The organism is Caulobacter sp. S45, from assembly GCF_009765965.1.
Classification (GTDB): domain Bacteria; phylum Pseudomonadota; class Alphaproteobacteria; order Caulobacterales; family Caulobacteraceae; genus CAHJWH01.
On record NZ_LMUL01000014.1, the window covers coordinates 1,967,055 to 1,989,349 of the forward strand.

The 22,295-nt window shown below is 68.6% G+C and carries 21 protein-coding genes; 11 read left to right on the forward strand and 10 right to left on the reverse strand.

Translation table 11 applies throughout. From position 1 onward, the window contains the following. From GSQ87_RS16190 to pseB, 3 genes are all read right to left on the reverse strand, one after another. A complete protein-coding gene (locus GSQ87_RS16190; protein ID WP_158916369.1) occupies nt 1-513 on the reverse strand; it encodes an ExbD/TolR family protein in 513 nt (170 codons plus the stop codon). A gap of 3 nt (nt 514-516) precedes the next feature. Further along, entirely contained in the window at nt 517-1,260 is a 744-nt protein-coding gene (gene tolQ, locus GSQ87_RS16195) for a protein TolQ (protein WP_158916370.1), read from the reverse strand. Nucleotides 1,261-1,373: 113 nt separating this feature from the next. Then, the gene (gene pseB, locus GSQ87_RS16200) at nt 1,374-2,453 is read right to left on the reverse strand and encodes a UDP-N-acetylglucosamine 4,6-dehydratase (inverting) (protein ID WP_158916371.1); all 1,080 of its coding nucleotides are present in this window, start codon (nt 2,451-2,453) and stop codon (nt 1,374-1,376) included. Nucleotides 2,454-2,538: 85 nt separating this feature from the next. On the opposite strand from pseB, the gene pseC reads away from it, so the two are divergent. Next, complete coding sequence (gene pseC, locus GSQ87_RS16205) at nt 2,539-3,738, forward strand: UDP-4-amino-4,6-dideoxy-N-acetyl-beta-L-altrosamine transaminase (RefSeq protein ID WP_254063027.1); 1,200 nt, start codon at nt 2,539-2,541, stop codon at nt 3,736-3,738. A gap of 16 nt (nt 3,739-3,754) precedes the next feature. On the opposite strand, the gene hemW is transcribed toward pseC, so the two are convergent. After that, entirely contained in the window at nt 3,755-4,900 is a 1,146-nt protein-coding gene (hemW, locus tag GSQ87_RS16210) for a radical SAM family heme chaperone HemW (protein ID WP_254063029.1), read from the reverse strand. Nucleotides 4,901-4,912: 12 nt separating this feature from the next. Then, nucleotides 4,913-5,512: an RdgB/HAM1 family non-canonical purine NTP pyrophosphatase gene (gene rdgB / locus GSQ87_RS16215; protein WP_158916372.1), complete on the reverse strand. Its 600-nt coding sequence runs from the start codon at nt 5,510-5,512 to the stop codon at nt 4,913-4,915. 184 nt (nt 5,513-5,696) lie between these two features. On the opposite strand from rdgB, the gene GSQ87_RS16220 reads away from it, so the two are divergent. The 3 genes from GSQ87_RS16220 (at nt 5,697) to GSQ87_RS16230 (ending at nt 6,977) form a co-directional block, all read left to right on the forward strand. Continuing rightward, a complete protein-coding gene (locus GSQ87_RS16220; protein WP_158916373.1) occupies nt 5,697-6,242 on the forward strand; it encodes a DUF2975 domain-containing protein in 546 nt (181 codons plus the stop codon). Between the two features lie 16 nt (nt 6,243-6,258). After that, a complete protein-coding gene (locus GSQ87_RS16225) occupies nt 6,259-6,489 on the forward strand; it encodes a helix-turn-helix transcriptional regulator (RefSeq protein WP_158916374.1) in 231 nt (76 codons plus the stop codon). Between the two features lie 95 nt (nt 6,490-6,584). Further along, nucleotides 6,585-6,977 (forward strand): tautomerase family protein, encoded by a 393-nt coding sequence (locus GSQ87_RS16230; protein ID WP_158916375.1) that lies wholly within the window; start codon nt 6,585-6,587, stop codon nt 6,975-6,977. A gap of 47 nt (nt 6,978-7,024) precedes the next feature. On the opposite strand, the gene GSQ87_RS16235 is transcribed toward GSQ87_RS16230, so the two are convergent. Next, nucleotides 7,025-7,492, reverse strand: coding sequence for an Lrp/AsnC family transcriptional regulator (locus GSQ87_RS16235; RefSeq protein ID WP_158916376.1), 468 nt, complete (start codon nt 7,490-7,492; stop codon nt 7,025-7,027). A gap of 221 nt (nt 7,493-7,713) precedes the next feature. Here GSQ87_RS16235 and putA point away from each other — a divergent pair, with 221 nt between their 5' ends. The 7 genes from putA (at nt 7,714) to truA (ending at nt 17,392) form a co-directional block, all read left to right on the forward strand. Further along, the gene (gene putA, locus GSQ87_RS16240; protein ID WP_158916377.1) at nt 7,714-10,812 is read left to right on the forward strand and encodes a bifunctional proline dehydrogenase/L-glutamate gamma-semialdehyde dehydrogenase PutA; all 3,099 of its coding nucleotides are present in this window, start codon (nt 7,714-7,716) and stop codon (nt 10,810-10,812) included. 124 nt (nt 10,813-10,936) lie between these two features. After that, nucleotides 10,937-11,461, forward strand: coding sequence for a hypothetical protein (locus tag GSQ87_RS16245; RefSeq protein WP_158916378.1), 525 nt, complete (start codon nt 10,937-10,939; stop codon nt 11,459-11,461). 39 nt (nt 11,462-11,500) lie between these two features. After that, a complete protein-coding gene (locus GSQ87_RS16250) occupies nt 11,501-12,205 on the forward strand; it encodes a hypothetical protein (RefSeq protein ID WP_158916379.1) in 705 nt (234 codons plus the stop codon). A 192-nt stretch (nt 12,206-12,397) separates the two neighbouring features. Beyond that, the gene (gene uxaC / locus GSQ87_RS16255) at nt 12,398-13,819 is read left to right on the forward strand and encodes a glucuronate isomerase (protein WP_158916380.1); all 1,422 of its coding nucleotides are present in this window, start codon (nt 12,398-12,400) and stop codon (nt 13,817-13,819) included. A gap of 102 nt (nt 13,820-13,921) precedes the next feature. Next, a complete protein-coding gene (locus GSQ87_RS16260) occupies nt 13,922-15,640 on the forward strand; it encodes a gamma-glutamyltransferase family protein (protein ID WP_158916381.1) in 1,719 nt (572 codons plus the stop codon). 44 nt (nt 15,641-15,684) lie between these two features. Further along, nucleotides 15,685-16,623 carry a methionyl-tRNA formyltransferase gene (gene fmt / locus GSQ87_RS16265; protein ID WP_158916382.1) on the forward strand — a complete coding sequence of 313 codons (939 nt, stop codon included), beginning with the start codon at nt 15,685-15,687 and terminating at the stop codon, nt 16,621-16,623. Nucleotides 16,624-16,627: 4 nt separating this feature from the next. Then, the gene (truA, locus tag GSQ87_RS16270; RefSeq protein WP_158916383.1) at nt 16,628-17,392 is read left to right on the forward strand and encodes a tRNA pseudouridine(38-40) synthase TruA; all 765 of its coding nucleotides are present in this window, start codon (nt 16,628-16,630) and stop codon (nt 17,390-17,392) included. On the opposite strand, the gene GSQ87_RS16275 is transcribed toward truA, so the two are convergent. Genes GSQ87_RS16275 through GSQ87_RS16290 form a run of 4 tightly spaced genes read right to left on the reverse strand, consistent with a single transcriptional unit; the run spans nt 17,359 to nt 22,224 of the window. Beyond that, nucleotides 17,359-17,955, reverse strand: a complete 597-nt coding sequence (locus tag GSQ87_RS16275; protein WP_158916384.1) for a hypothetical protein — start codon at nt 17,953-17,955, stop codon at nt 17,359-17,361. The genes truA and GSQ87_RS16275 overlap by 34 nt on opposite strands. Continuing rightward, nucleotides 17,945-19,099, reverse strand: coding sequence for a succinyl-diaminopimelate desuccinylase (gene dapE, locus GSQ87_RS16280; protein ID WP_158916385.1), 1,155 nt, complete (start codon nt 19,097-19,099; stop codon nt 17,945-17,947). Before dapE ends, GSQ87_RS16275 begins: the two co-directional genes overlap by 11 nt. Nucleotides 19,100-19,139: 40 nt before the next feature. After that, on the reverse strand, nt 19,140-20,483 hold the full coding sequence (locus GSQ87_RS16285; RefSeq protein ID WP_158916386.1) for an AAA-associated domain-containing protein: 1,344 nt from the start codon (nt 20,481-20,483) through the stop codon (nt 19,140-19,142). A 10-nt stretch (nt 20,484-20,493) separates the two neighbouring features. After that, a complete protein-coding gene (locus GSQ87_RS16290; protein ID WP_158916387.1) occupies nt 20,494-22,224 on the reverse strand; it encodes an ABC transporter permease subunit in 1,731 nt (576 codons plus the stop codon). Nucleotides 22,225-22,295: the final 71 nt, after the last annotated feature.

Here is a 22,295-nt window from a genome sequence, read left to right on the forward strand (position 1 = left end):
TCAGGGCTGGCCGGAGGCGTCGGTATCGGCGCGCTTGGCCGGATGCTCGGCGCCGCCCGTATCGGTGATCAGGTTGATCGCGCTGAAGCCCGAGGTGGACAAGCGCGCCATCACCTGGGCCACCACGGCGTAGGACGCGGCCCCGTCGGCGCGCACATAGAGCGGCTTGCTCTCGCCGCCCTGGCCGACGCCCGCCGCGCCGCCGGCCGACTTCACCCGGTCGGCCAGCTCGTCAAGATCGGTCTCGTTTTCGCCGACATAGATACGGCCGTCCTTCTGCACGCTGACGGTGACGGGTTCGGCGGGGGTGCTGATGGCGGCGGCGTCGGTCTTGGGCAGTTCCAGCGGCACGCCAGCGGTCAGCAGGGGCGCGGACACCATGAAGATGATCAGCAGCACAAGCATCACGTCGACCAGCGGCGTGACGTTGATCTCCGACAGGGCCGCGCGTCCGCGCCGGCGGCGACGGCCGCGCCGGCCGGTGGACAGGGCGTCGTGGACGGACAGCGCCAAGGCTCAGACCCGCTCGGCGTCGGCGGCGGTGGAAGAGGGCGCGCCCAGCCGCTCGCCCAGCCGGCGCGCCACCGCGCCCGACAGGTCGTCGGCGAAGGCTTCCAGGCGGGCGGTGAACTTGGACGCGTCGGTGGAGAACTTGTTGTAGGCGATATAGGCCGGGATCGCCGCCACCAGGCCGATGGCGGTGGCGAACAGGGCGTGGGCGATGGCCGGCGCCACCACGGTCAGGTTGGTGTTCTTCTGGATGGCGATGGCCTGGAAGGCGGTCATGATCCCCCACACCGTTCCGAACAGCCCGATGAAGGGCGAGGCGGTGGCGACGATGGCCAGCAGGCCCAGCCCCTCCTCGACCTTGCGGCTCTCCTTGGCGATGACGCTGTCCAGCGCCCGGTCGATGCGCTGGATGGTCAGGGCGGTCTGGGTCTCGCTCAGCGCCGCGCGCACCCGCGAGCCGCGCCACTCGCGCAGCGCCGCCTGGAGCATGCGCGGCAGGGCGTGGACGGGGTTCTCGCCGACCTCGGAAGCGATGTCCTCCAGCGGACGACCGGAACCGACCTCGGATTCGAACCGTGCGGCGATGCGGTTGAGCGAGGATAGCCGGAAGATCTTGTCCAGGATCACCGCCCAGGACCACAGCGACGCCACGATCAGTCCTGTCAGGACCAGTTTGACCACCCAGTCCGCACTCATGAACATGGCCAGGGGACTGAAGCTGGCGGCGGTCAAGGTCGTTGGCTCGGGCATCATGGCTCGTCAGGCTGCTGTGCTTGGTAAAGGGGGGCGAGATGACGAAACTAAGGCGTCGCCCCTCGACCGGGGTCGACGACCTTGGGTTTGATCGGTTCGAAGCTGTATTCTCAGTGTCCGAGGGACTGTGCGAGCAGGGCCTGTAAGCCGCGCGCGTCGAGCCGTTCGGGGTTGCGGTCGGAAGTGTAGGAGAACCCTTCCGGCAGGCCCCGCGCGCCCTGTTCGAGCCAGGCGTCTCGCCGCGACAGGTCGTGGCTGGGCAGGATCACGTAGCGGTCGTCCAGTTCGACGGCCGAGCGGGCGTCGTCCTCGGGCACCATGATCTCGTGCAGCTTCTCGCCCGGGCGGATGCCGACCAGCTTGTGCGGCAGGTTGGGCGCGATGGCGTGGGCCAGCTCGGTGGTGTGCATGGAGGGGATCTTGGGCACAAAGATCTCGGCGCCGGCCATCATCTCCATGCTGGAGAGCACGAAGTTCACCCCCTGCTCCAGGGTGATCCAGAACCGGGTCATGCGCGCGTCGGTGATCGGCAGCTCGACCGCGCCCTCGGCCACCAGCTTGCGGAAGAAGGGCGCCACCGACCCGCGCGAACCCATGACGTTGCCATAGCGTACCACCGAAAAACGGGTCCCCGCGTCGCCCGCCATCGCCTGGGCGGCCACGAAGATCTTGTCCGACGCCAGCTTGGAGGCGCCGTAGAGATTGATCGGGTTGGCCGCCTTGTCGGTGGACAGGGCCACCACCCGCTGCACGCCCGCGGAAATGGCGGCGTTGACCACGTTCTCCGCCCCCATGACGTTGGTCTTGATGCACTCGAAGGGATTGTACTCGGCGATCGGCACGTGCTTGAGGGCGGCCGCGTGGATCACATAGTCCACCCCCCGCATCGCCATCTCCAGCCGGGCTGCGTCGCGCACGTCGCCGATGAAATAGCGCAGGAAGGGATAGCGCTCGGGTGGGAAGGCCTGGGCCATCTCGTACTGCTTCAGCTCGTCGCGGCTGAAGATAATCAGCTTCTTGGGCCGGAATTCCTCACAGGCCATCTGCACGAAGGCGCGCCCGAACGAGCCCGTGCCCCCGGTGATCAGCACCACCTTGCCGTTCAGATCGACGCGCGGGGTGCGGAAATCGCGGGTGCTCGCGACGGTTTGCACAGCTTCCAGGCTTTCGGCGAGGTTGGCGGCGGGCATGGGCGGACCTTGCAAGGATGGAGCGCCATGCTGACCCGTTAGGGTTAACGTTTCGTGGTTAACGGGCGAGCAAGGGGCGGACGGCATGCTGCGTTCCATGTCGAGCCCTCATCCCCTCCCCTACGGCCGCCACCTGGTGGAGGACGACGATATCGCCGCCGTGGTGGCGGCGCTGAAGAGCGATCACATCGCCCATGGTCCCAGCGTGACGGCGTTCGAGCGTGCGCTGGCGACCGCGGTGGGCGCGAAAGAGGCCGTCGCCTGTTCCTCCGGCACCGCCGCCCTGCACCTGGCGCTGGCGGCGCTCGACGTGGGGCCGGGCGATGTCTGCCTGGTTCCGGCGATGACGTTCCTGGCCACCGCCACGGCGGCGCGGCTGTGCGGCGCGGAGGTGGCCTTCACCGATGTCGACCCCGTCACCGGCCTGATGACTGTGCAGATCCTAGCCGCAACCCTCGCGCGCGAGCCCGCGCCCAAGGTGGTGCTGCCGGTGCATCTGGGAGGGCGGCTGTGCGACATGGACGCGCTGGCGCCGCTGGCGCGCTCGGCCGGAGCCTGGGTGGTGGAGGACGCCGCCCACGCCATCGGCGGACGCGACGCCCAGGGACGCCAGGTCGGCGACTGCGCGGTTTCCGACGCCGCCACCTTCTCGTTCCATCCGGTCAAGACCCTGGCCGCCGGCGAGGGCGGGGCGATCACCCTGAACGATCCGGAGCGGGCCGAGCGGATGCGCCGGCTGCGCAATCACGCCGTCTCCCGCGATCCCCACCTTATGGGCGAGGCCGACAGCTTCGACGCCGATGGCGCGCCCAACCCCTGGGCCTACGAACAGCTCGAACTCGGCTTCAACTACCGCATGAACGAGATGGAGGCGGCGTTGGGGCTGAGCCAGCTCCACAAGCTCGCGCGCTTCGTCGATCGCCGGACCTCGTTGGCGGCGCGCTACGACCGGCTGCTTACACCCTTGGCTCCGTGCGTGACGCCGATACGTTCCGGGCCAGGCTCGAAGCCGGGGCTGCACCTCTACGGCGTGCTGGTCGACTTCGAGGCGACGGGCGTGACGCGGGCGGAGACGATGCGCGCGCTTTCCGCCAAAGGGATCGGCGCGCAGGTCCACTACATCCCGCTCTACCGTCAGCCCTATTTCCGCAACCGCTACGGCGAGATGCGCCTGCCGGGCGCGGAGGCCTACTACGCCCGTATCCTGGCCCTGCCGCTCTATCCGGCGATGGCCGACGAGGATGTGGACCGGGTAGTGGACGCGCTGACCGAAGCGATCGGGTGAGCAGCGACGCGAACCGTCACGCCAACAGCTCGCCCGTCACCCGATCCAGCAGCAGGCGGCCCGCGCGCGTCGCGCGTACACGGCCGCCGTCCACCGTCAGCCAGCCGCCCTCGGTCAGCGGCGCCAGGGCGTCCAACCGGCCAAGCGCCGCCACATCGTCCAGCGCCACGCCCTCGTCGATGCGCAGGCCCATCAGGATGCGTTCCTCCAGGACTTCCGAAGGGGCGACAGGTTCGCGGCGCGCCCAGCCGGTCCCGGTCTCGGCGACGCGTCGGACATAGGCCTCGATCCCGGACTCGGCCTCGGTCGCGTACCGCGCGCCGTCCATGACCACCCGGCCGTGCGCGCCGGGGCCGACGCCGACATAGGCCTCGCCGCGCCAGTAGACGAGGTTGTGGCGCGAGCGCGCCGCACGGCCCCGCGCGAAATTCGACACCTCGTAGGCGTCGAAACCCAGGCCGGCGAGGGTCTCGATCGTGGTCTCGTAGAGGTCGGCGCCCCGGTCGGCGTCCGGCGCCGCCATCTGGCCCCGCCCGACCGCCCGGCCGAACGGCGTCGTCGCCTCGATGGTCAGCTGGTAGGCCGAGACGTGCTCCGTCCCGAGCGCGGTCGCCCGGCGCAGGGTCTCGGTCCAGGCTTGGGCGGTCTGGCCCGGGAGGGCGTAGATCAGGTCGAGCGAAACGCGCGGAAACACGCCGACCGCCGTCTCCACCGCCCGCAGCGCCGCCGCAGCATCGTGATTGCGCTTGAGCAATCCCAGCGCCGCATCGTCCAGCGCCTGCACCCCCAGCGACAGCCGGTTCACCCCGGCCTCGGCGAAGGCGCGGAAGCGGCCGGTCTCCGCATCGGTGGGATTGGCCTCCAGCGTGATCTCCAGGTCCGGCTCCGCCGTCCACAGGCCGCGCGCCAGGGCGATCAGCTCGCCCACCGCCTCCGGCGGCATCAGCGAGGGCGTGCCGCCGCCGAAATAGATCGAGGCCAGCCGAGCCGGCCCGGCCAGCGCCGCCTGGGCGCGCAGGTCGGCGGCGATGGCGGCGGTCAGCGCCTCGGCGCGGGCGGAACGGCCCCGGTCGCGCACGACGTTGAAGTCGCAATAGGGACAGATCCGCTCGCAATAGGGCCAGTGGATATAGACGCCGAGCGGCGCGCCGGCCTCAGCCAAGGGGATCGCCGGTCACAGCAGCACGGCCTTCAGCTTCTCGAAGGCGCGGGCGCGGTGGCTGATGGCGTGTTTGTGGGCCGGGTCCATCTCGGCGAAGGTGATCTCAAGGCCGGTCGGGCGGAAGATCGGATCATAGCCGAAGCCTTGTCCGCCGCGGCCCGGAAACACCAGTTCGCCCTCCACGCGCCCCTCCACCGCCACCACCGGCCCGTCCGGCCAGGCGACGGCGAGCGCGCAGGTGAACCAGGCGAAGCGATCGTCGCTGCCTCGCTCGGCCAGTTCGCGCGCCACCCGATCCATGGCGACGCCGAAGTCACGCGGCTCGCCCGCCCAGCGCGCGGACAGCACGCCCGGCGCGCCGCCCAGCCCCCGCACCGACAGGCCCGAGTCGTCCGCAATGGCCGGCAGGTGGGCGGCGTCCGCCGCCGCGCGCGCCTTCAACACCGCGTTGCCCATGAAGGTGGCCTCGGTCTCCTCCGGTTCGGGCAAGCCAAGCTCGCCCGCCGACACCGCGTCGAAGCGGCCGTCGAACAGGGCCGCGATCTCGACCACCTTGCCGGGATTGTGAGTGGCGACGACCAGACGCGCGCCGGTCTGCAGCTTCAGGGTCATGGACGATCCTTCGGGATTGAACGCAGTCCGTAAAGCAAGAGCGCCCCGGGCTAAAGCCGTCGCCGATGCCTCATTCCGCGAGCTTTCCGATAATTAACCTGCGTGGCGCTGGCGTGGAGGCGGCGGCTTGGGCAAGTTGGCGAAGAGCGCGGCTATATCGCCGCCAGTGGATAGAGGCTGGAAAATGCGCGCCTTGGGGCCGGGGTCGGTCTCCAGCTTCCTGAAGATCGTGCTGGAGGTGGTCCACGCCGCCCTGTGGGTCGCGCTCGGGCTGCTGTTGATCGGGGGCATGGCGCTGCTGGTTTTCCAGCCGTTCGTGGGACAGCTCTACGAGCTGGACCTGCATGACCTGACGCGCTCGCATCCGGCCAACATCTCGATCTCGCCGATGATGCTGGCGCTGTGCATGTTCGGGTTCGCGATCTACGTCGCGGTGCTGGTGGTGGTGTTCAACCGCTTGAGGCGCATCTTCGAGACGCTCACCCTGGGCGATCCGTTCCTACCCCACAACGTGGGGCGGCTGAGAGTGATCGGGCTGGCGCTGATCGCCCTGCAACTCTGGAGCTACGTCCTGTCCACCTTCCTGCATTGGGCCGCGCCCAGCGTCCACGGCGACAAGGGGATTTCGGTCAATCCGACCGCCTGGTTCGCGATCCTGGTGGTGTTCGTGCTGGCCGAGGTGTTCCGTGAGGGCGCGCGCCTGCGCCAGGACGCCGAGCTGACGATCTAGAGGATCGCGAAGACCCATGGCCATACGCCTGCACCTGGACCGCATGCTGCTCGCGCGCCGCATGTCCCTGACCGAGCTGTCGGACCGGGTGGGGATCGGCGTGGCCGACCTGACCCTGCTCAAGGGCGGTCAGGCTCGGGCGATCCGCTTCACCACCCTGGACGCGCTTTGCCGGGAGCTGGACTGCCAGCCCGGCGACCTGATGCAGTTCGACGCCGGCGAGCCCGAGACGCCGGCCGAACTCTAGCGCATCCGGGTATGGATTGAGCCGCCGCCAAGTTCCGCATATCCCCGTTCGCGGGGGGGGTGCGGGGTTGTTCGGCCTGCCGGACAGGAGATCCCATGCCGTTGTTCACCGTCACTTTGCGGGCCGGCAGGTCCGCCGATGAAATCGAGCGCCTTTCCGGCGCGATCCATGCCGCCGCCGTCGCCGCCGGCTACCCCTCCGACGACATGTTCCAGCGCTTTCTCCCGCTCGAACCGGGCCATTTCCGGGTGGACCCGAAATATCCAGGGCTGCCGAAAGCACGCACGGACCAGGTGCTGATCATCGAGGCGCTGGTGTCGTCGGGCACAGAGACCGAGCGAAAACGAGCCCTCGTCGAAAGCCTGGTGGAACACCTCGCCGCAACCGGGACCGATCCCAACGACATCATGGTGTTCTTCCTGGAAACCGACCGCGCGAGCGGGTCTTTCGGGGGCGGCCTGTTTGCGCCTCCCGTCGCGTTGACGTGACCGAGGCGGGAGCAGCGCATTGGGTGCAGGTTGATCGGGACTTCCGATCAGACCGGCAGGGCCCCGCCGCTCTTGACCTCTTCCAGCACGGTGTAGGTCCGCGTCTCGCGCACGCCCGGCAGCTTGACCAGCAGTTCGCCCAGAAAGGCGCGGTAGTCTCCCATGTCGCGTAGCCGGGCCTTGATCAGGTAGTCGAACCCGCCCGCCACCATGTGGCATTCGATCACCTCGGGCACGCGCAACACGGCGGCGGCGAAGGCGTCGAACACGTCGCTGGTGGTGCGGTCCAGCACCACTTCCACGAACACCAGCAGCGCCCGGTCGACCTTTTCCGGGTCCAGGTCCACGGTGTAGCCCCGGATCACGCCCCGCTCGCGCAGCTTGCGCACCCGCTCGTGGACGGCGGCCGGCGACAGGTTGGCGCGCCGGGCCAGGTCCTGGTTGGTGATCCGGCCGTCGGTCTGCAGCAGGCGCAGCAGACGGCGATCGGTGTCGTCGAGCGAAACTTCGGTCATGGAGCCATATAACCTGAGAATCTTCGGTCGATCCGCCGGTGAAGAAAAGCACATTCGGATAACAATACGATATTCCGAAATTTGAACATCGCCCCTTGTCCGCTCATTCCCGCAAAGGCGGGAATCCAGATTCATCCGGCCACGCCTGAGGCCTTGACCTGGGTCCCCGCCTTCGCGGGGATGAGCGGTAGTTGGAAGCGAACTTAAGCTGGGAAGACGCCATGACCTGGGACGCCCTGGACCGCCACAAGTACCGTGACGAGAGCGAAGCGGTCTCGGCCTTGCTGGCCGCCAAGCCGCTGGGCGCCCAAGCCCGCGCCAGCGTCGCCGCCGACGCCCAGGGCCTAGTCCGCGCCGCCCGCAGCAGCGCACGCCGTCAGGGCGTGGTGGAGAGCTTTCTGCAGGAGTTCTCGCTGGGCACCAAGGAGGGCCTGGCGCTGATGTGCCTGGCCGAGGCCCTGCTGCGCACGCCCGACCAGGATACGCGCGACAAACTGATCGCCGAGAAGATCGGGGACGCGGACTGGGCTTCGCACCTGGGCCAGTCCGACAGCCTGTTCGTCAACGCCTCCACCTGGGGGCTGATGCTGACCGGCAAGCTGGTGGACGTGGACGAGGAGGCCAAGAGCGACATCGGCGGCTTCGTCAAGCGGCTGGCCGGTCGTCTGGGCGAGCCCGTCGTGCGCCAGGCCGTGGGAGCCGCGGTGCGGATTATGGGCGAACAGTTCGTGCTCGGCCGCACCATCGAGGACGCCCTGAAGCGCGCCCGCAAGGAGGGTGTGCTCTGCTCGTTCGACATGCTGGGCGAGGGCGCGCGCACCTCAGCCGACGCCGAACGCTATGAGCGTCTTTACGCCGCCGCCATCGAGACGGTGGGCAAGGCTACGGCCGGCGCGGGTCCCGAACGCGGCCACGGCGTGTCGGTGAAGCTGTCGGCCCTGTCGCCCCGCTACGAGTCCACGCAAGAGGCGCGGGTGTGGAGCGAGCTGTATCCGCGGGTGAAGCGGCTGGCCGTCCTGGCCTCGCACTACGACCTGAACTTCGCCATCGACGCCGAGGAGGCCGACCGGCTGGTGATCTCGCTGAAGCTGCTGGAGAAGCTGGCCCACGAGGACGAGCTCGGCCACTGGCAGGGGCTGGGCGTGGTGGTCCAGGCCTACCAGAAGCGCGCGGTCGAGGTGATCGGACGGGTGGCCAAGCTCGCCCGCGACAGCCAGCGCCGGATCATGGTGCGCCTGGTCAAGGGCGCCTACTGGGACAGCGAGATCAAGCGCGCCCAAGTGGCGGGACGGCCGGGCTATCCGGTCTACACCACCAAGCCAGCCACCGACCTGTCCTACCTGGTCGCCGCGCGCACCCTGATCGACGCCTCGCCGGCGCTGTATCCCCAGTTCGCCACCCACAACGCCCACACGCTGGCCGCCGTGCGCCACATGGCCGGCGAGGCGGGCGTGCAGATCGAGCACCAGCGCCTGCACGGCATGGGCGAGGCGCTCTACGCCGCCGCCACGACGCGGTATGGAAACGACCTGATCATCCGCGCCTATGCGCCGGTGGGCGGGCACGAGGACCTGCTGCCCTATCTGGTGCGCCGCCTGCTGGAGAACGGCGCCAACACCTCCTTCGTCCACGCCCTGCTCGACGACCGGGTGCCGGCGGACCTGGTGGTGGCCGATCCGATCAGCGCGGTCGAGGCCAGCCCCGGGCCGCACCCCAAGATCCCCCTGCCCCGCGACCTGTACGGCCCCGCGCGCCTGAACACGCTGGGCCGCGATCTGTCGATGAAGGCCGACTGCGACCGGCTGACGGCGGCGGCCGTAGCGCTGGACAGCCAGCGTTTCACCAGCGGCCCCATCGTCGCCGGCGGTCTGCGCAAGGGCGAGAACGTCGCCCCCGTGCGCAGCCCCGCCGACCTCTCGCGCATCGTCGGCGAGACCTCCGAAGCCGGGAGCGACGACATCGATCTGGCCTTCCGCCTCGCCCGCAAGGCGCAGCCGGCCTGGGACCGCATCGGCGGCCCCGCTCGCGCCAAGGTGCTGCGCGCCATGGGCGACGCGCTTGAGGCCGATCTCGACCGGCTGTGCGCCCTGCTCTGTCGCGAAGGCGGCAAGAGCCTGCTCGACGCCATCGCCGAGGTGCGCGAAGCGGCCGATTTCTGCCGTTACTACGCCGTCCTGGCCGAACAGCAGTTCCGCGCGCCGGAGATGCTGGTCGGCCCGGTGGGCGAGACCAATGCGCTGGAGCTGCGCGGGCGCGGCGTGTTCGTCTGCATCAGCCCCTGGAACTTCCCCCTGGCCATCTTCACCGGCCAGATCGCCGCGGCGCTGGCCGCCGGCAACGCGGTGCTGGCCAAGCCCGCCGAGCAGACCCCGCTGATCGCGGCGGAGGCCGTGCGCCTGTTCCACCGGGCCGGGCTGAAGGGCGATCTGCTGGCGCTGTTGCCAGGCAGGGGCGAGACGGTCGGGGCGGCCCTGACCGGGCATCCCGAGCTGGACGGCGTAGCCTTCACCGGCGGCACCTCCACCGCCTGGGCGATCAACCGCACGCTCGCCGCCCGCAACGGTCCTATCGTTCCCTTCATCGCCGAGACCGGCGGGCTGAACGGCATGTTCGTCGACACCACTGCGCTGAAGGAACAGGTGGTTGACGACGTCATCGCCTCGGCCATCGGTTCGGCCGGCCAGCGTTGTTCGGCGCTCCGGGTGCTGTACGTGCCCAAGGACAGCGCAGAGCTGCTGATCGCCACCCTGAAAGGCGCGCTGGAGGCCCAGGTGGTCGGCGACGGCGCGGACCCCGCCTGCGACATCGGCCCGGTGATCGACGCGGAGGCGCGCGACGCCCTGGAAGCCCACGTCAAGCGGCTGGAGCGCGAGGCCAGGATCATCACCCGCTATGACGTCGGCGCCCTGGCCGACAAGGGGAGCTTCTTCGGCCCGGTCATCGCCGAGATCCCCACCCCCGACTTCCTGGAGCAGGAGGTGTTCGGCCCGATCCTGCACATCTACCGCTACGATCCGGCCAAGCTGCCCGAGGTCGCCGGCAAGCTGGCCGCGCGGCGCTACGGCCTGACGCTGGGCGTGCACACCCGCATCGACGCCTTCGCCGAGGAGGTCCGCGACCTGGTCCCGGCCGGCAACGTCTACGTCAACCGCTCGATCATCGGGGCGGTGGTCGGCGTGCAGCCCTTCGGCGGCGAGGGCCTGTCCGGCACCGGGCCCAAGGCCGGCGGTCCCCACGCCCTGCTGCGCTTCGCGGTCGAGCGCGCCCTGTCCGTCAACATCGCCGCCCAGGGCGGGGACCCGATGCTGCTGAACCTGTAGCGGGCTGAAAGTGTCGGCGGGGCGTAAGATCGATCCCGTCGACGCCGACTGTGCGTTTTACGCACTTTGCACTTGGCCAGAACATAGAGGGAACGAATAGTCTCCTCCCGACCAGGAGACGCCGATGACCCGACCGATCCCCCGTTTCAGCCTATCCGACCCTTCGAAAGACGGCGACCCGGCGAACGGCGACCTTACCCACAATCCTCTCAGACAAGACGTGTCCTGGCTTCCGCCCGCCTCACGCTCTCCTTATCCGACAGGACCGAAGGGCCCTTCGACGGCTCCGAAGTTCGCGGCGCCGGGGCCGACCATCGGCGAAATCATGGGCTCGGGCTCGGCTCGCGACGCCCTGGGCATGGTGGAAGATCGGGCAAGCTTCTACCATGACGCCAAAGAAGTTGGGATGTATAATAGGGTGTTGAAATATTCGCGAATAAACAAGGACTATCGCGCAATGTCTCAATTCCTAGATGACGGCATCTTCCAGGGCATACAGTTCGACGATCCGCAAAAGATTAGTTTCTTCGTGATTCCGATATATCCCGACGGTCATTCAATAATTGAAACAAAAATCTGGAGCGGGGCATTTTATGGACCGACGACAATTTGCATTGGCGATCGATGCGGTCCGATCCACCGCCCGTGAGGCATTGACGGGTTACAGATTGGCTTGCGAGAACCAGATATGATTTTTCGAGCACATACGAAGGCGACTATTGTCGCCCTGTTTGCAGCATTGTTGATTCCGTTCGCCGGCTCGGCTCAGGCGCAATCGAAACGGTGCGAAGTTCTCATGCGGTCTCCGGCAGGCGGCGCCGTAGAAGCGGGCGTCAATCCGGACCCCAATGATTATCCTCCCGGAGCGCCGCTCACTGCGTCCTGGGTCAGATGGTCCCCCCCGGCTTCCGGCTCGCCGATGAATATTCACGTCGGTTGGACCGGGGGCGTTTGGGACCCGCCGACGCAACTGACGGATCTGGAGATCGAATACGATCTCCAGCGAAACGCTGGGATCCGAGATCCTCTCGAGATCGATTTCGCCATCCGTGGCGAAAAGTGGAGTTTTGAACAGCCCGCAAGCCCTAACTCGGATTGGCTATCCACCCTCCCCGCGCCCCGTCCCAAGACCGTTAAATCCGGCCGGATATTTTACGGACGAAACGACCCTGTCGGCGTGGCCATTCTCTCGGCGATGACGGAGGGATCGCCCCTCACCGTCACCGTAAGGGTTCGAAACCATGTCGAGTTGAGAACGACCATCGATCCCTCGGACACCGCGGCCCGGAACGCCCTGCTTGAGAAGACCCGCGCCAGGATCAAGGCGGGAGACCCCGCAGTCTGCAAGGATGCGTCCCCTCCGCCCACACCTCATCCGGCCGGGTCCGAGTAGCGCCTGGACACCGCGCCTGACGACTGTGCCGAAAAACGGGAGCAAATCGTTTCCTCTGGATCGGGAGGGGCCGATTAGGCCGATGGTCAAGACCACATGGCCGAAGCGGCGAGGAACCGCCTATGATGCGAAGAACAAGCTGGCTAAATGTGAGCGGTCACATTCGACTCGCCGTCGTGTCCTAGAGCCGCCATGCCCGTCCCGCTCACACTTCACCCCGACCGCCTGTTCCCGGCCGAACCGGCTACACGCGACATGGCGCGCCGCCTTTATGCGGAGGTGGCCGCTCTGCCAATCATCAGCCCGCACGGCCACACCGACCCGGCCTGGTTCGCCTACGACCAGCCGTTCGAGAACGCCGCCGACCTGCTGCTGACGCCGGACCACTACCTGTTCCGCATGCTGCACAGCCAGGGCGTGACGCTCGAACAGGTCGGCGTGGCGCCCAGGGACGGCGGGGCCTGCGCCGAACCCCGCGAAGCCTGGCGGACCTTGGCGGAAAACATGCATCTGTTTCGCGGCACGCCCTCGTCGATGTGGCTGGGCCATGTGTTCGCCGAGGTGTTCGGCTTCGACGTGCGCTTGGACGCTTCCACCGCCGATCTCTATTTCGACCGCATCACCGAGGCGCTGCAGACCCCCGCCTACCGCCCCCGCGCCCTGTTCGAGCGTTTCAACATCGAGCTGCTGGCCACTACCGAAAGCCCGTCCGACGACCTAGTCCACCACAAGGCGATCCGCGAGTCCGGCTGGAATGGCCGGGTGATCACCGCCTATCGCCCCGACCCGGTGATCGATGTGGAGGACGAGCGCTTCCCCGCCGCCATGGCTCGTTTCGCCGAATTGTCGGGCCAGGACGTCTATGGCTGGGCCGGCTATCTGGAGGCGCACCGCCTGCGTCGCGCCGCCTTCCGCGAGGCCGGCGCCACCTCCACCGACCATGGCCACGCCACCGCCCGCACCGCCGACCTCACGCCCACTGATGCCGAAGCCCTGTTCCGCAAGGTGACAAGCGGCCAAGGCGACGCCGAGGACGCCGAGCTGTTCCGCGCCCAGATGCTGACCGAGATGGCGCGGATGAGCGTGGAGGACGGCATGGTGATGCAGATCCACCCCGGCTGCTTCCGCAACCACAACGCCGGCCTGTTCGCCCGCTTCGGCCGCGACAAGGGCGCCGACATACCGGTCCAAACCACCTATGTCCGCGAGTTGAAGCCGCTGCTGGATCGGTTCGGGGGCGACCCGCGCTTCAGTCTGATCGTCTTCACCCTGGACGAGACCAGCTATTCGCGCGAGCTGGCGCCGCTGGCCGGCCACTATGCGGCGCTGAAGCTCGGCCCGGCCTGGTGGTTCCACGACAGCCCTGAGGGCATGCGCCGTTTCCGCGAGCAGACCACCGAGACGGCGGGTTTCTACAACACCGTCGGCTTCAACGACGACACCCGCGCCTTCCTGTCGATCCCCGCGCGCCACGACGTGGCCCGGCGGATGGATTGCGGCTTCCTCGCCCGCCTGGTGGCCGAGCACCGGCTGGAGGAGGACGAGGCGCACGAGGTCGCCCGCTATCTGGCCTACGACGCGCCCAGGCGCGCCTACAAGCTGGACGCCGCCTGACGCCCCAGGACGAATATCCGTCCTCCGCCTTTTTCTCTCTTCCTGTCATCCCGGCCGCAGCGTAGCGGAGAGGTCGGACGTCAAGGCCGGAGGAAGGCTCTCATGCGGTACAGCTTCGTCGGGCTTTCCTTAGCCCTGCTGCTGTCGACCCAGGTCGCGAAAGCCCAGGACCCGCTTCCCGCCACCGGCCCGACCGTGGTCAAGACCGGCGGCGCCGTCCACGCCATGGTCGCCGCCGCCAATCCCCTGGCGGTGCAGGCCGGGGTCAAGGTGTTGAGGGCCGGCGGCAGCGCTGTGGACGCCGCGGTCGCCGTGCAGGCGGTGCTGGGCCTGGTCGAGCCACAGAGCTCCGGCCTCGGCGGCGGCGCCTTCCTGGTCTATTACGACGCCAAGACTGGGCGCACGACCGCCTACAACGGCCGCGAAACCGCCCCGTCCGGCGCGCGGCCCGACATGTTCCTGGGCGCGGACGGCAAGCCGCTGCCCTTCATGCAGGGCGTGCTCTCGGGCCGCTCCACCGGCGTACCCGGTGCGATCGCCATGCTGGCGATGGCGCAAAAGGCCCACGGCAAGCTGGCCTGGAAGGACCTGTTCAGCGAGGCGATCCAGCTCTCGGAGGATGGCTTCAAGGTCAGCCCGCGCCTGGCCGAGGACATCAACGGCCGGCCGCCCCAGGCCGGCACCCCGGACGCCACGGCCTACTTCACCAAGCCCGACGGCGCGCGCTACCAGATCGGCGACCTGCTGAAGAACCCGGCCTACGCCGCCACCCTGCGCCGGCTGGCGAACGAGGGACCGAGCGCGCTGTACAGCGGTCGCATCGCCGCCGACATCGCCGCCAAGACCCACGAAGGCCCACGGCCGGGCACGCTCACCGCCGCCGATATCGCCGCCTATCGGCCGCAGACCTCGGACGCCCTGTGTCGGCCCTATCGCCGGTACCGCATCTGCGCCCCGCCGCCCCCGGCCGGCGGGGTGGGCGTGCTGGAGCTGATGGGCGAGCTGGAGCGCACCGACATCGCCAGCCGCGGTCCCAAGGACCCACAGGCCTGGTACGAGTTCGCCGAGGCCAGCCGCCTCGCCTATGCCGACCGCGACCACTACATTGGCGATCCGGACTTCGTGAAGGCGCCGGTCGCCGGCTTGATCGACCCGGCCTACGACGCGACGCGGGCAGGCCTGATCCCCGGTCTCGGCGGCGCGCCGGCCCTCGCCGGAACCCCGCCTGGCGCGGGTATGGCTGGGTCCGACCGGACGACAGAGCCCGGCGGAACGACCGATCTCGCCATCGTCGACGCGCAGGGGAACGTGGTGTCGATGACCACCACGGTGGAGAACATCTTCGGTTCGGGCCGGATGGCGGGCGGCTTCTTCCTCAACAACCAGCTCACCGACTTCTCCTTCTCGCCGACCGATCCTGACGGGAGCCCTGCGGCCAATGCAGTGGGGCCGAGCAAGCGACCACGTTCTTCGATGTCGCCGGTGATCGTGCTCGACGCCCAGGGGCGGTTCGTGGCGGCGCTGGGCTCGCCCGGCGGCGGCAACATCATCGGCTATGTGGCCAAGGCGCTGGTCGGCCTGCTCGACTGGAAACTGCCGATCGGCCAGGCCTTCGCCCTGCCCAACGTCATCGGCCACGGCGACAGCGTGGCGGTGGAGAGCGGCGCCGACCCCGCCATCATCGCCTTCCTCCAGTCCAAGGGCGTCAAGGTGCGCGCCAATGCGGGCGAGGAGTCCGGCCTGCACGGCATCGTCGTTACCGCGCATGGGTACGAAGGCGCCGCCGATCCCCGCCGCGAGGGGATCGCGCTGGGGTATTGACGCCAAAGGGTTATCCGCAGCGCAAAATGCTCTAAGCACCGCCCATGCGCCTCGCCTTCCTCGGCACCCCCGAATTCTCCGTCCGCGCCCTGGCCGAACTGGTCACCTCAGGCCACGAGATCGCCGCCGTCTACACTCAGCCGCCCAAACCGCGCGGACGGGGCCAGACCTTGCAGCCCTCCCCGGTCCACGCCTTCGCCGAAGGCTTGGGCCTGGAGGTGCGCACACCCGTCTCGATGAAGGCGCCCGACGCCATCGCCGGCTTCCAGGCGCTGGAGCTGGATGCGGCCATCGTCGTCGCCTACGGCCAGATCCTGCTGCGCGAGGTGCTCGACGCCCCGCGGCTGGGCTGCTTCAACCTGCACGCCTCGCTGCTGCCGCGCTGGCGAGGCGCCGCACCGATCCAGCGGGCGATCATGGCCGGCGACGCCGCGACCGGGGTGCAGGTCATGCGCATGAGCGAGGGTCTGGACGAAGGCCCGGTGCTGCTGTCCGCCACCGTCGCCATCGGCCCCGACGACACCGCCGCCAGCCTGAACGACAAGCTGGCGATCGCTGGAGCCGCCCTGCTGCCCGTGGCCTTGTCGGCCATCGCCCGTGGCGGCGCGGTCGAGACGCCCCAGGCGGTCGAGGGCGTCACCTACGCCAAGAAGATCAAGCCGGCGGAGGCCCGCATCGACTGGTCGCGCCCGGCGAGCGAACTGGACCAGCACGTCCGTGGCCTGTCGCCCTTCCCCGGCGGCTGGTTCGAGGCGCCCTCGCCGTCGGGCACGGTGCGGGTCAAGGCCCTGCTCTCCCGTCCGCACGGCGGGTCGGGCGCGCCGGGCGAAGTTCTGGACGGGACGCCGGAAACCGGCCTGGTCGTGGCCTGCGGAGAGGGCGCGGTGCGCCTGAGCAGGCTGCAACGCGAGGGCAAGGGCGCGCAGCCCGCCGATGTGTTCCTGCGCGGGCTGGCCCTGCCCGCGGGAACGGTGCTGGGCTGACGCCATGCCCCGCTACAAGCTGACCATCGAGTACGACGGCGGCCCCTACAAGGGCTTCCAGCTACAGGACGACTGCCCGTCGGTGCAGGGGGCGCTGGAGCGCGCCATCGCCGGCTTCACCGGCGAAGCGGCCCGGGTGCACGTGGCGGGGCGTACCGACACCGGGGTTCACGCCACCGGCCAGGTGATCCACTTCGATCTGACGCGCGAGTGGCGCACCGACGTAGTGCGCGACGCCATCAACGCCCACCTCGTGCCCGAGCCGGTCTCGGTGCTGAAGGCCGAGCAGGTCAGCGACGAATTCCACGCCCGCTTCTCGGCGACCGGGCGGCGCTACCTGTACCGCATCCTGGATCGCAAGAGCCCGCCGGCGCTGGAGCGGGCGCGGGTCTGGTCGGTGAAGACGCCACTGGACGTGGAGGCCATGCACGCGGCGGCTCAAGCGCTGGTGGGCACGCACGACTTCACCACCTTCCGCGACATGCACTGCCAAAGCCGCTCGCCGGTGAAGACTCTGGACGTGGCCGAGGTCGCGCGGGTCGGGGCCGAGGTGCATCTGACCTTCGCCGCGCGCTCCTTCCTGCATCGCCAGGTCCGCTCGATGGCCGGCAGCCTGGTCGAGGTCGGCTCGGGCCGGTGGGCGGTGGAGCGGGTCGCCGAGGCGCTGGCCGCCCGCGACCGCCGCGCCTGTGGCCAGGTGGCGGCGTCGCAGGGCCTGTATCTGACCGGGGTCGACTACAGCCCGGCGGTCGCCCAGCCCACCACCTGATCCACCACGGTGCTCCAGGCCACCGCCAGCACCACCACCAGGGCCAAGGGGGCGATCTCGCGGGTCAGGGTCTCGCGCGCCGCGCGCCAGATCACATAGACCGACAGGCAGACCAGCAGCAGACCAAACAGACCGAACCCCTCCAGCCCGTCCTGACCGCCCATCAGCAGCAGCGAGGCGACAGCCAGCGGCGCGTTGAGGAACAGCGAACTCCAGTTGACCACGGTGGCGAATGCGGAAAACCCCGCGCCCACCCGCAGCGGCCGCGAGATCACGGCGATGATCAGGATGTAGCCGAACGCGTCCAGCAGATGCTCGCCCGCCGCCACTCCCAGCACCAGGGCCGACAGCCCGCGCCCCGACGCCTGGGTCGACTGCACCATGGCGATGTAGAAGACGTAGAACGGCATCGCCAGCAGCGGCCCGTAGAACGACTGTAGGAAGCCGCGCATCGAGAAGTCGAACCCCTCGACCCAGCGGGCGTCGAAGCGCAGCAGCCGGCCGAGGCCGCGTGCGACCCGGACGATATCTGAGCCCGCCCTCAACGGCGGTTCAGCGTGCACAGAAACGCTCGAAATAGAGCCGCAGGATACCCGCGTAGATCTGTTCCAACGCCTGGAGTTCGGCCACAGGCGCGCGCTCGTCGACCATGTGCATGGTGCGGCCGACCAGGCCGAACTCGATCACCGGACACAGGTCGCGGATGAAGCGGGCGTCCGATGTGCCGCCCGAGGTGGACAGCTCCGGCGTGCGGCCGACGGCCTGCCGAACGGCGGCGGCGATCAGGTCGGTGAAAGGGCCGAGCGCGGTGTAGAAGGCCTCGCCGGTGGCGCGGGCGTCCACCGCGACGCTACCGCGGAAGCCCTCGGCCACCTTGGCGGCTTCGGCCTCGATCCAGGCGATCAGGTCCGCGCCCTTCCAGGTCGGATTGAAGCGGATGTTCAGCCGGGCCTTGGCGCGGGCGGGAATGACGTTGTGGGTGGGGTTGCCGACCTCCAGGTCGGTGACTTCCAGGTTGGAGGGCTGGAACTCGGGATAGCCTTGGTCCAGCTGGCGCGCGCCCAGCCGATGCAGCAGCTCGACCAGCACCGGGACCGGATTGGCGGCGCGGTCGGGATAGGCGACGTGGCCCTGCACGCCCTCGACCATGATCACCGCGTTCAGGCTGCCCCGACGGCCGACCTTGATCATGTCGCCGAGCTGGGCGGATGAGGTCGGCTCGCCCACCAGGCAATGGTCGATACGCTCGCCCTCGGCCTGCAACAGCTCGACCACCCGGCGCGTGCCGTCGTGGCCGGGGCCCTCCTCGTCGCCGGTGATCAGCAGCGAGATCGAACCGGGGGGCTCGCCCTCGGCCACCACCTGGGAGGTCGCCGCAACGAAAGCCGCCACCGCGCCCTTCATGTCGACCACGCCGCGCCCGTGCAGCACCCCGTCCACCACCTGGGCGCCGAAGGGTTGCTCGCGCCAGGCGGTCGCGTCGCCCACCGGCACCACGTCGGTATGGCCGGCGAAGCAGAAGTTGGGGCTGCGGTCCCCGCGACGGGCGTAGAGGTTCTCGATCTCGCCGAACCGCAGCCGGCGGCAGCGGAAGCCCAGCCCCTCCAGCGCCGCCTGCAGCACATCCATGGCCCCGGCGTCGGCCGGCGTCACCGAAGGCTTGCGGACCAGGGCCTTGGCGAGCTCGACGGTGTTCACGGATGTCATGGACTGCGCTTAGCCCGCGTGGGAACGGGCCGCAACGGGGCTATTCCGGATCTTCCAGGCTGAAGGTCTGGGACTGTTCGTCGTAGGCGAACAGCTCGGCGTAGCGACCCCAATTGATGGCGGCGTCGAGCGTATCGTCTGCGTATTCCTCCGACATCACATCCTCCAGCTCCTCGGAGAAGCGGCGGTAGGGGGCCTTGTGGCTCGGCCGCTCGTCCAGCACCCGGCGGATCAGGGCCACGATCGGCACATGGGCCAGCAGCTGCTGGCCGAACAGGCGCTTGCGCACGTCGGACTCGCCCTCGACGAACATGCGGCCGGCGTCGTTGAGCTGGATGTCGCCGTGCGCCACCTCGGCGAAGCGGAGCAACTGCAGCGACTCGGCGATGGGAAACAGTTCGTCGATCTCCATCTGCAGGTCTTCACCCAGCTGGGGCAGGTCAGCGCGGCCGTTGAACGGCGGACGGGCCAAGGCCTCCATGAAGCCGGCCAGCAGGTTGGTGGAGATGCTGTCCAGGCCCCAGCGCACGCCGGCGCTGTCGGCCACGTCGGGGGTGGGCTGCTCGGCCATCAGCTTGGGGTCGAGCGGGTTGGTCATGCGCCCGTAGATGTCGTCCACCACCTGGCGGAACACCGGCGTGGTGCGGTCGCGCGGGTGCGGCAGGGCGATCTTGATCTCGTGGGCGATGCGGCCGGGATTGGAGGCGAAGATGATGATGCGGTCGCACATCAGCACCGCTTCCTCGATGTTGTGGGTGACCAGCAGGATCGAGGACAACGGCAGCTTCTTCTCGTGCCACAGCTCGACCAGATCGGTGCGCAGGGTCTCGGCGGTCAGCACATCGAGCGCCGAGAATGGCTCGTCCATCAGCAGCAGTTCGGGATGCACCACCAGGGCGCGGGCGAAGCCCACCCGCTGGCGCATGCCGCCCGACAACTCCTTGGGATAGGCGCTCTCGTAACCGTCCAGCCCGATCAGGTCGATGGCGGCGATGGAGCGCGAACGGCGCTCGGCGGCGGGTACGCCGAGCGGCTCCAGCCCGATCTCCACGTTCTCCAGCACGGTCAGCCAGGGGAACAGTGCAAAGCTCTGGAACACCATGGCGATGCCGTCGCTGGGCCCGGTCAGCGGCTTGCCCCGCCAGCGCACGTCGCCCGATACCGGCCGCGCCAGTCCGGCGATGATACGCAGCAGGGACGACTTGCCAGACCCCGAACGGCCCAGCAGGCCGAGGATCTCGTTGGAGTGTAGGTCCAGGTTGATGTCGTCCAGCACCAGCAGGTCGGCGCCCGAACCCTTGGGATAGGCTTGGCGCACGTGCTGGATATGCAGCAGGGTGTCGGCTTCGACGGCTGGAGGCGTGTCGAGGGTGGCGTCGACCATGGTCGCTCTCCTAGTCCATCCGCAGGCGGCGCGAGGCGTAGCCGAACAATGGCCGCCACAGCAGCCGGTTGAAGAACACCACAAATACGCTCATCACCGCGACCCCCAGCACCACGCGCGGAAAGTCGCCGCGTGTAGTGGCGTCGCCGATGAAGGCGCCCAGGCCATGCGCGACAAGGTGGGTGTGTCCCCAGTTCACCACCTCGGCGACGATGGAAGCATTCCAAGCGCCGCCGCTGGCGGTGATGGCTCCCGTGACGAAGTGCGGAAACACGCCCGGCAACATCACCTTGCGCCACCAGCTCCAACCTCGGACGCCAAAACTCGCCGACGCCTCACGCAGGTCGTTGGGGAAGGCGGCAGCCCCGGCGATGACGTTGAACAGGATATACCACTGGGTGCCCAGGATCATCAGCGGCGACAGCCAGATGTCCGGCGCCAGGTGGAAGCGAACGATGACGACCGCAGCCAGTGGGAAGAACAGGTTGTTGGGGAACGCCGCCATGAACTGGGCGATCGGCTGGATCGCCTCAGTCCACTTGGGGCGAAGGCCGATCATCACGCCGATCGGCACCCAGACCACGCTGGCGAGCACGGTAAGGATCAGGACGCGAAGCAGGGTCAGAACGCCAAGGCCCACCACGCCCAGCACCTCCATCGGTCCCACCTCGCCACCGATGTAGGCGATCGCCCGCCACGCGGCGTAGAGCCCGAAGCCCGCGATCAGGGCGAACCATACCCCGTCGGCCCACTTGCTCGACCAAGCCCGGACAAACTGCCGGGGCGGTGGCGGCGCGAGGATATGTACGCGGGTCACAGACCCCGCCATCTTGGCGAAGGGCATCCACACGCGACGGGCGAGCTGCGCGCGTTGGACAAAGTTCAGCAACCACGATTGCGGGGGAGCCGTCTGCCGAGCCGAGAGCTCCACCGTGAACTTTTCCGACCAGGCCACCAGAGGCCGGAACAAGAGCTGGTCGTAGGCGAGGATCACCAAGCCCATAGCGACAATGGCCCAACCGATGGCGCCGAGGTTCTTCTGTTCGATCGCCAAACCGACATAGGAGCCGATACCGGGCAGGGTGATGGAAACATTGCCGACGGTCACGAACTCGCAGATCACCACGAAGAACCACGCGCCGGACATGGACATCATGGCGTTCCAGATCAGACCCGGGGCCGCGAACGGAACCTCCAGCACCCAGAACCGACGCCAGGCGCCGAGCCTGAGCGAGTCGGATACGTCGCTGAGATCGCGCGGCACGGTCTTCAGCGACTGGTAGAAGCTGAAGGTCATGTTCCAGGCTTGGCTTGTGAAGATGGCGAAGATGGAGGCGAACTCCGCGCCCAGAATCTGGCCTGGAAACAATCCAAGGAAGAAGGCGGTGGTGAAGGAAAGGAAGCCGATCACCGGCACCGACTGCAGGATGTCCAGCAGCGGGATCAGCACCATCTCGGCCCGCCGGCTCTTCACCGCCAGGGCGCCATAGACGAAGGTGAACACCACCGAACAGGCCATGGCGGCCAGCATCCGCAAAGTGGTGCGCAGCGCATAGTCGGGCAGCGCCCAGGGATCGAGACTGATCTTGGGACTATGCGCCAGGGGCTGAAGCGTCTCGCGACCGCCGAGCGCGATCAACACGAAGCCGCCGATCAGCAGCGCGAAGATGACGGCGTCCCAAACGCTGGGGATGAAGCGCCAGGGCCGTCGGGCGGCCAACATGGGGTGCAGCGCAGGCATGGCTCGTCCCCCTTCCAGCTACGCGTGTGCGGATCAATCCAGGTGGCGTCTAGCCGGCTTGGGCCGGCTCG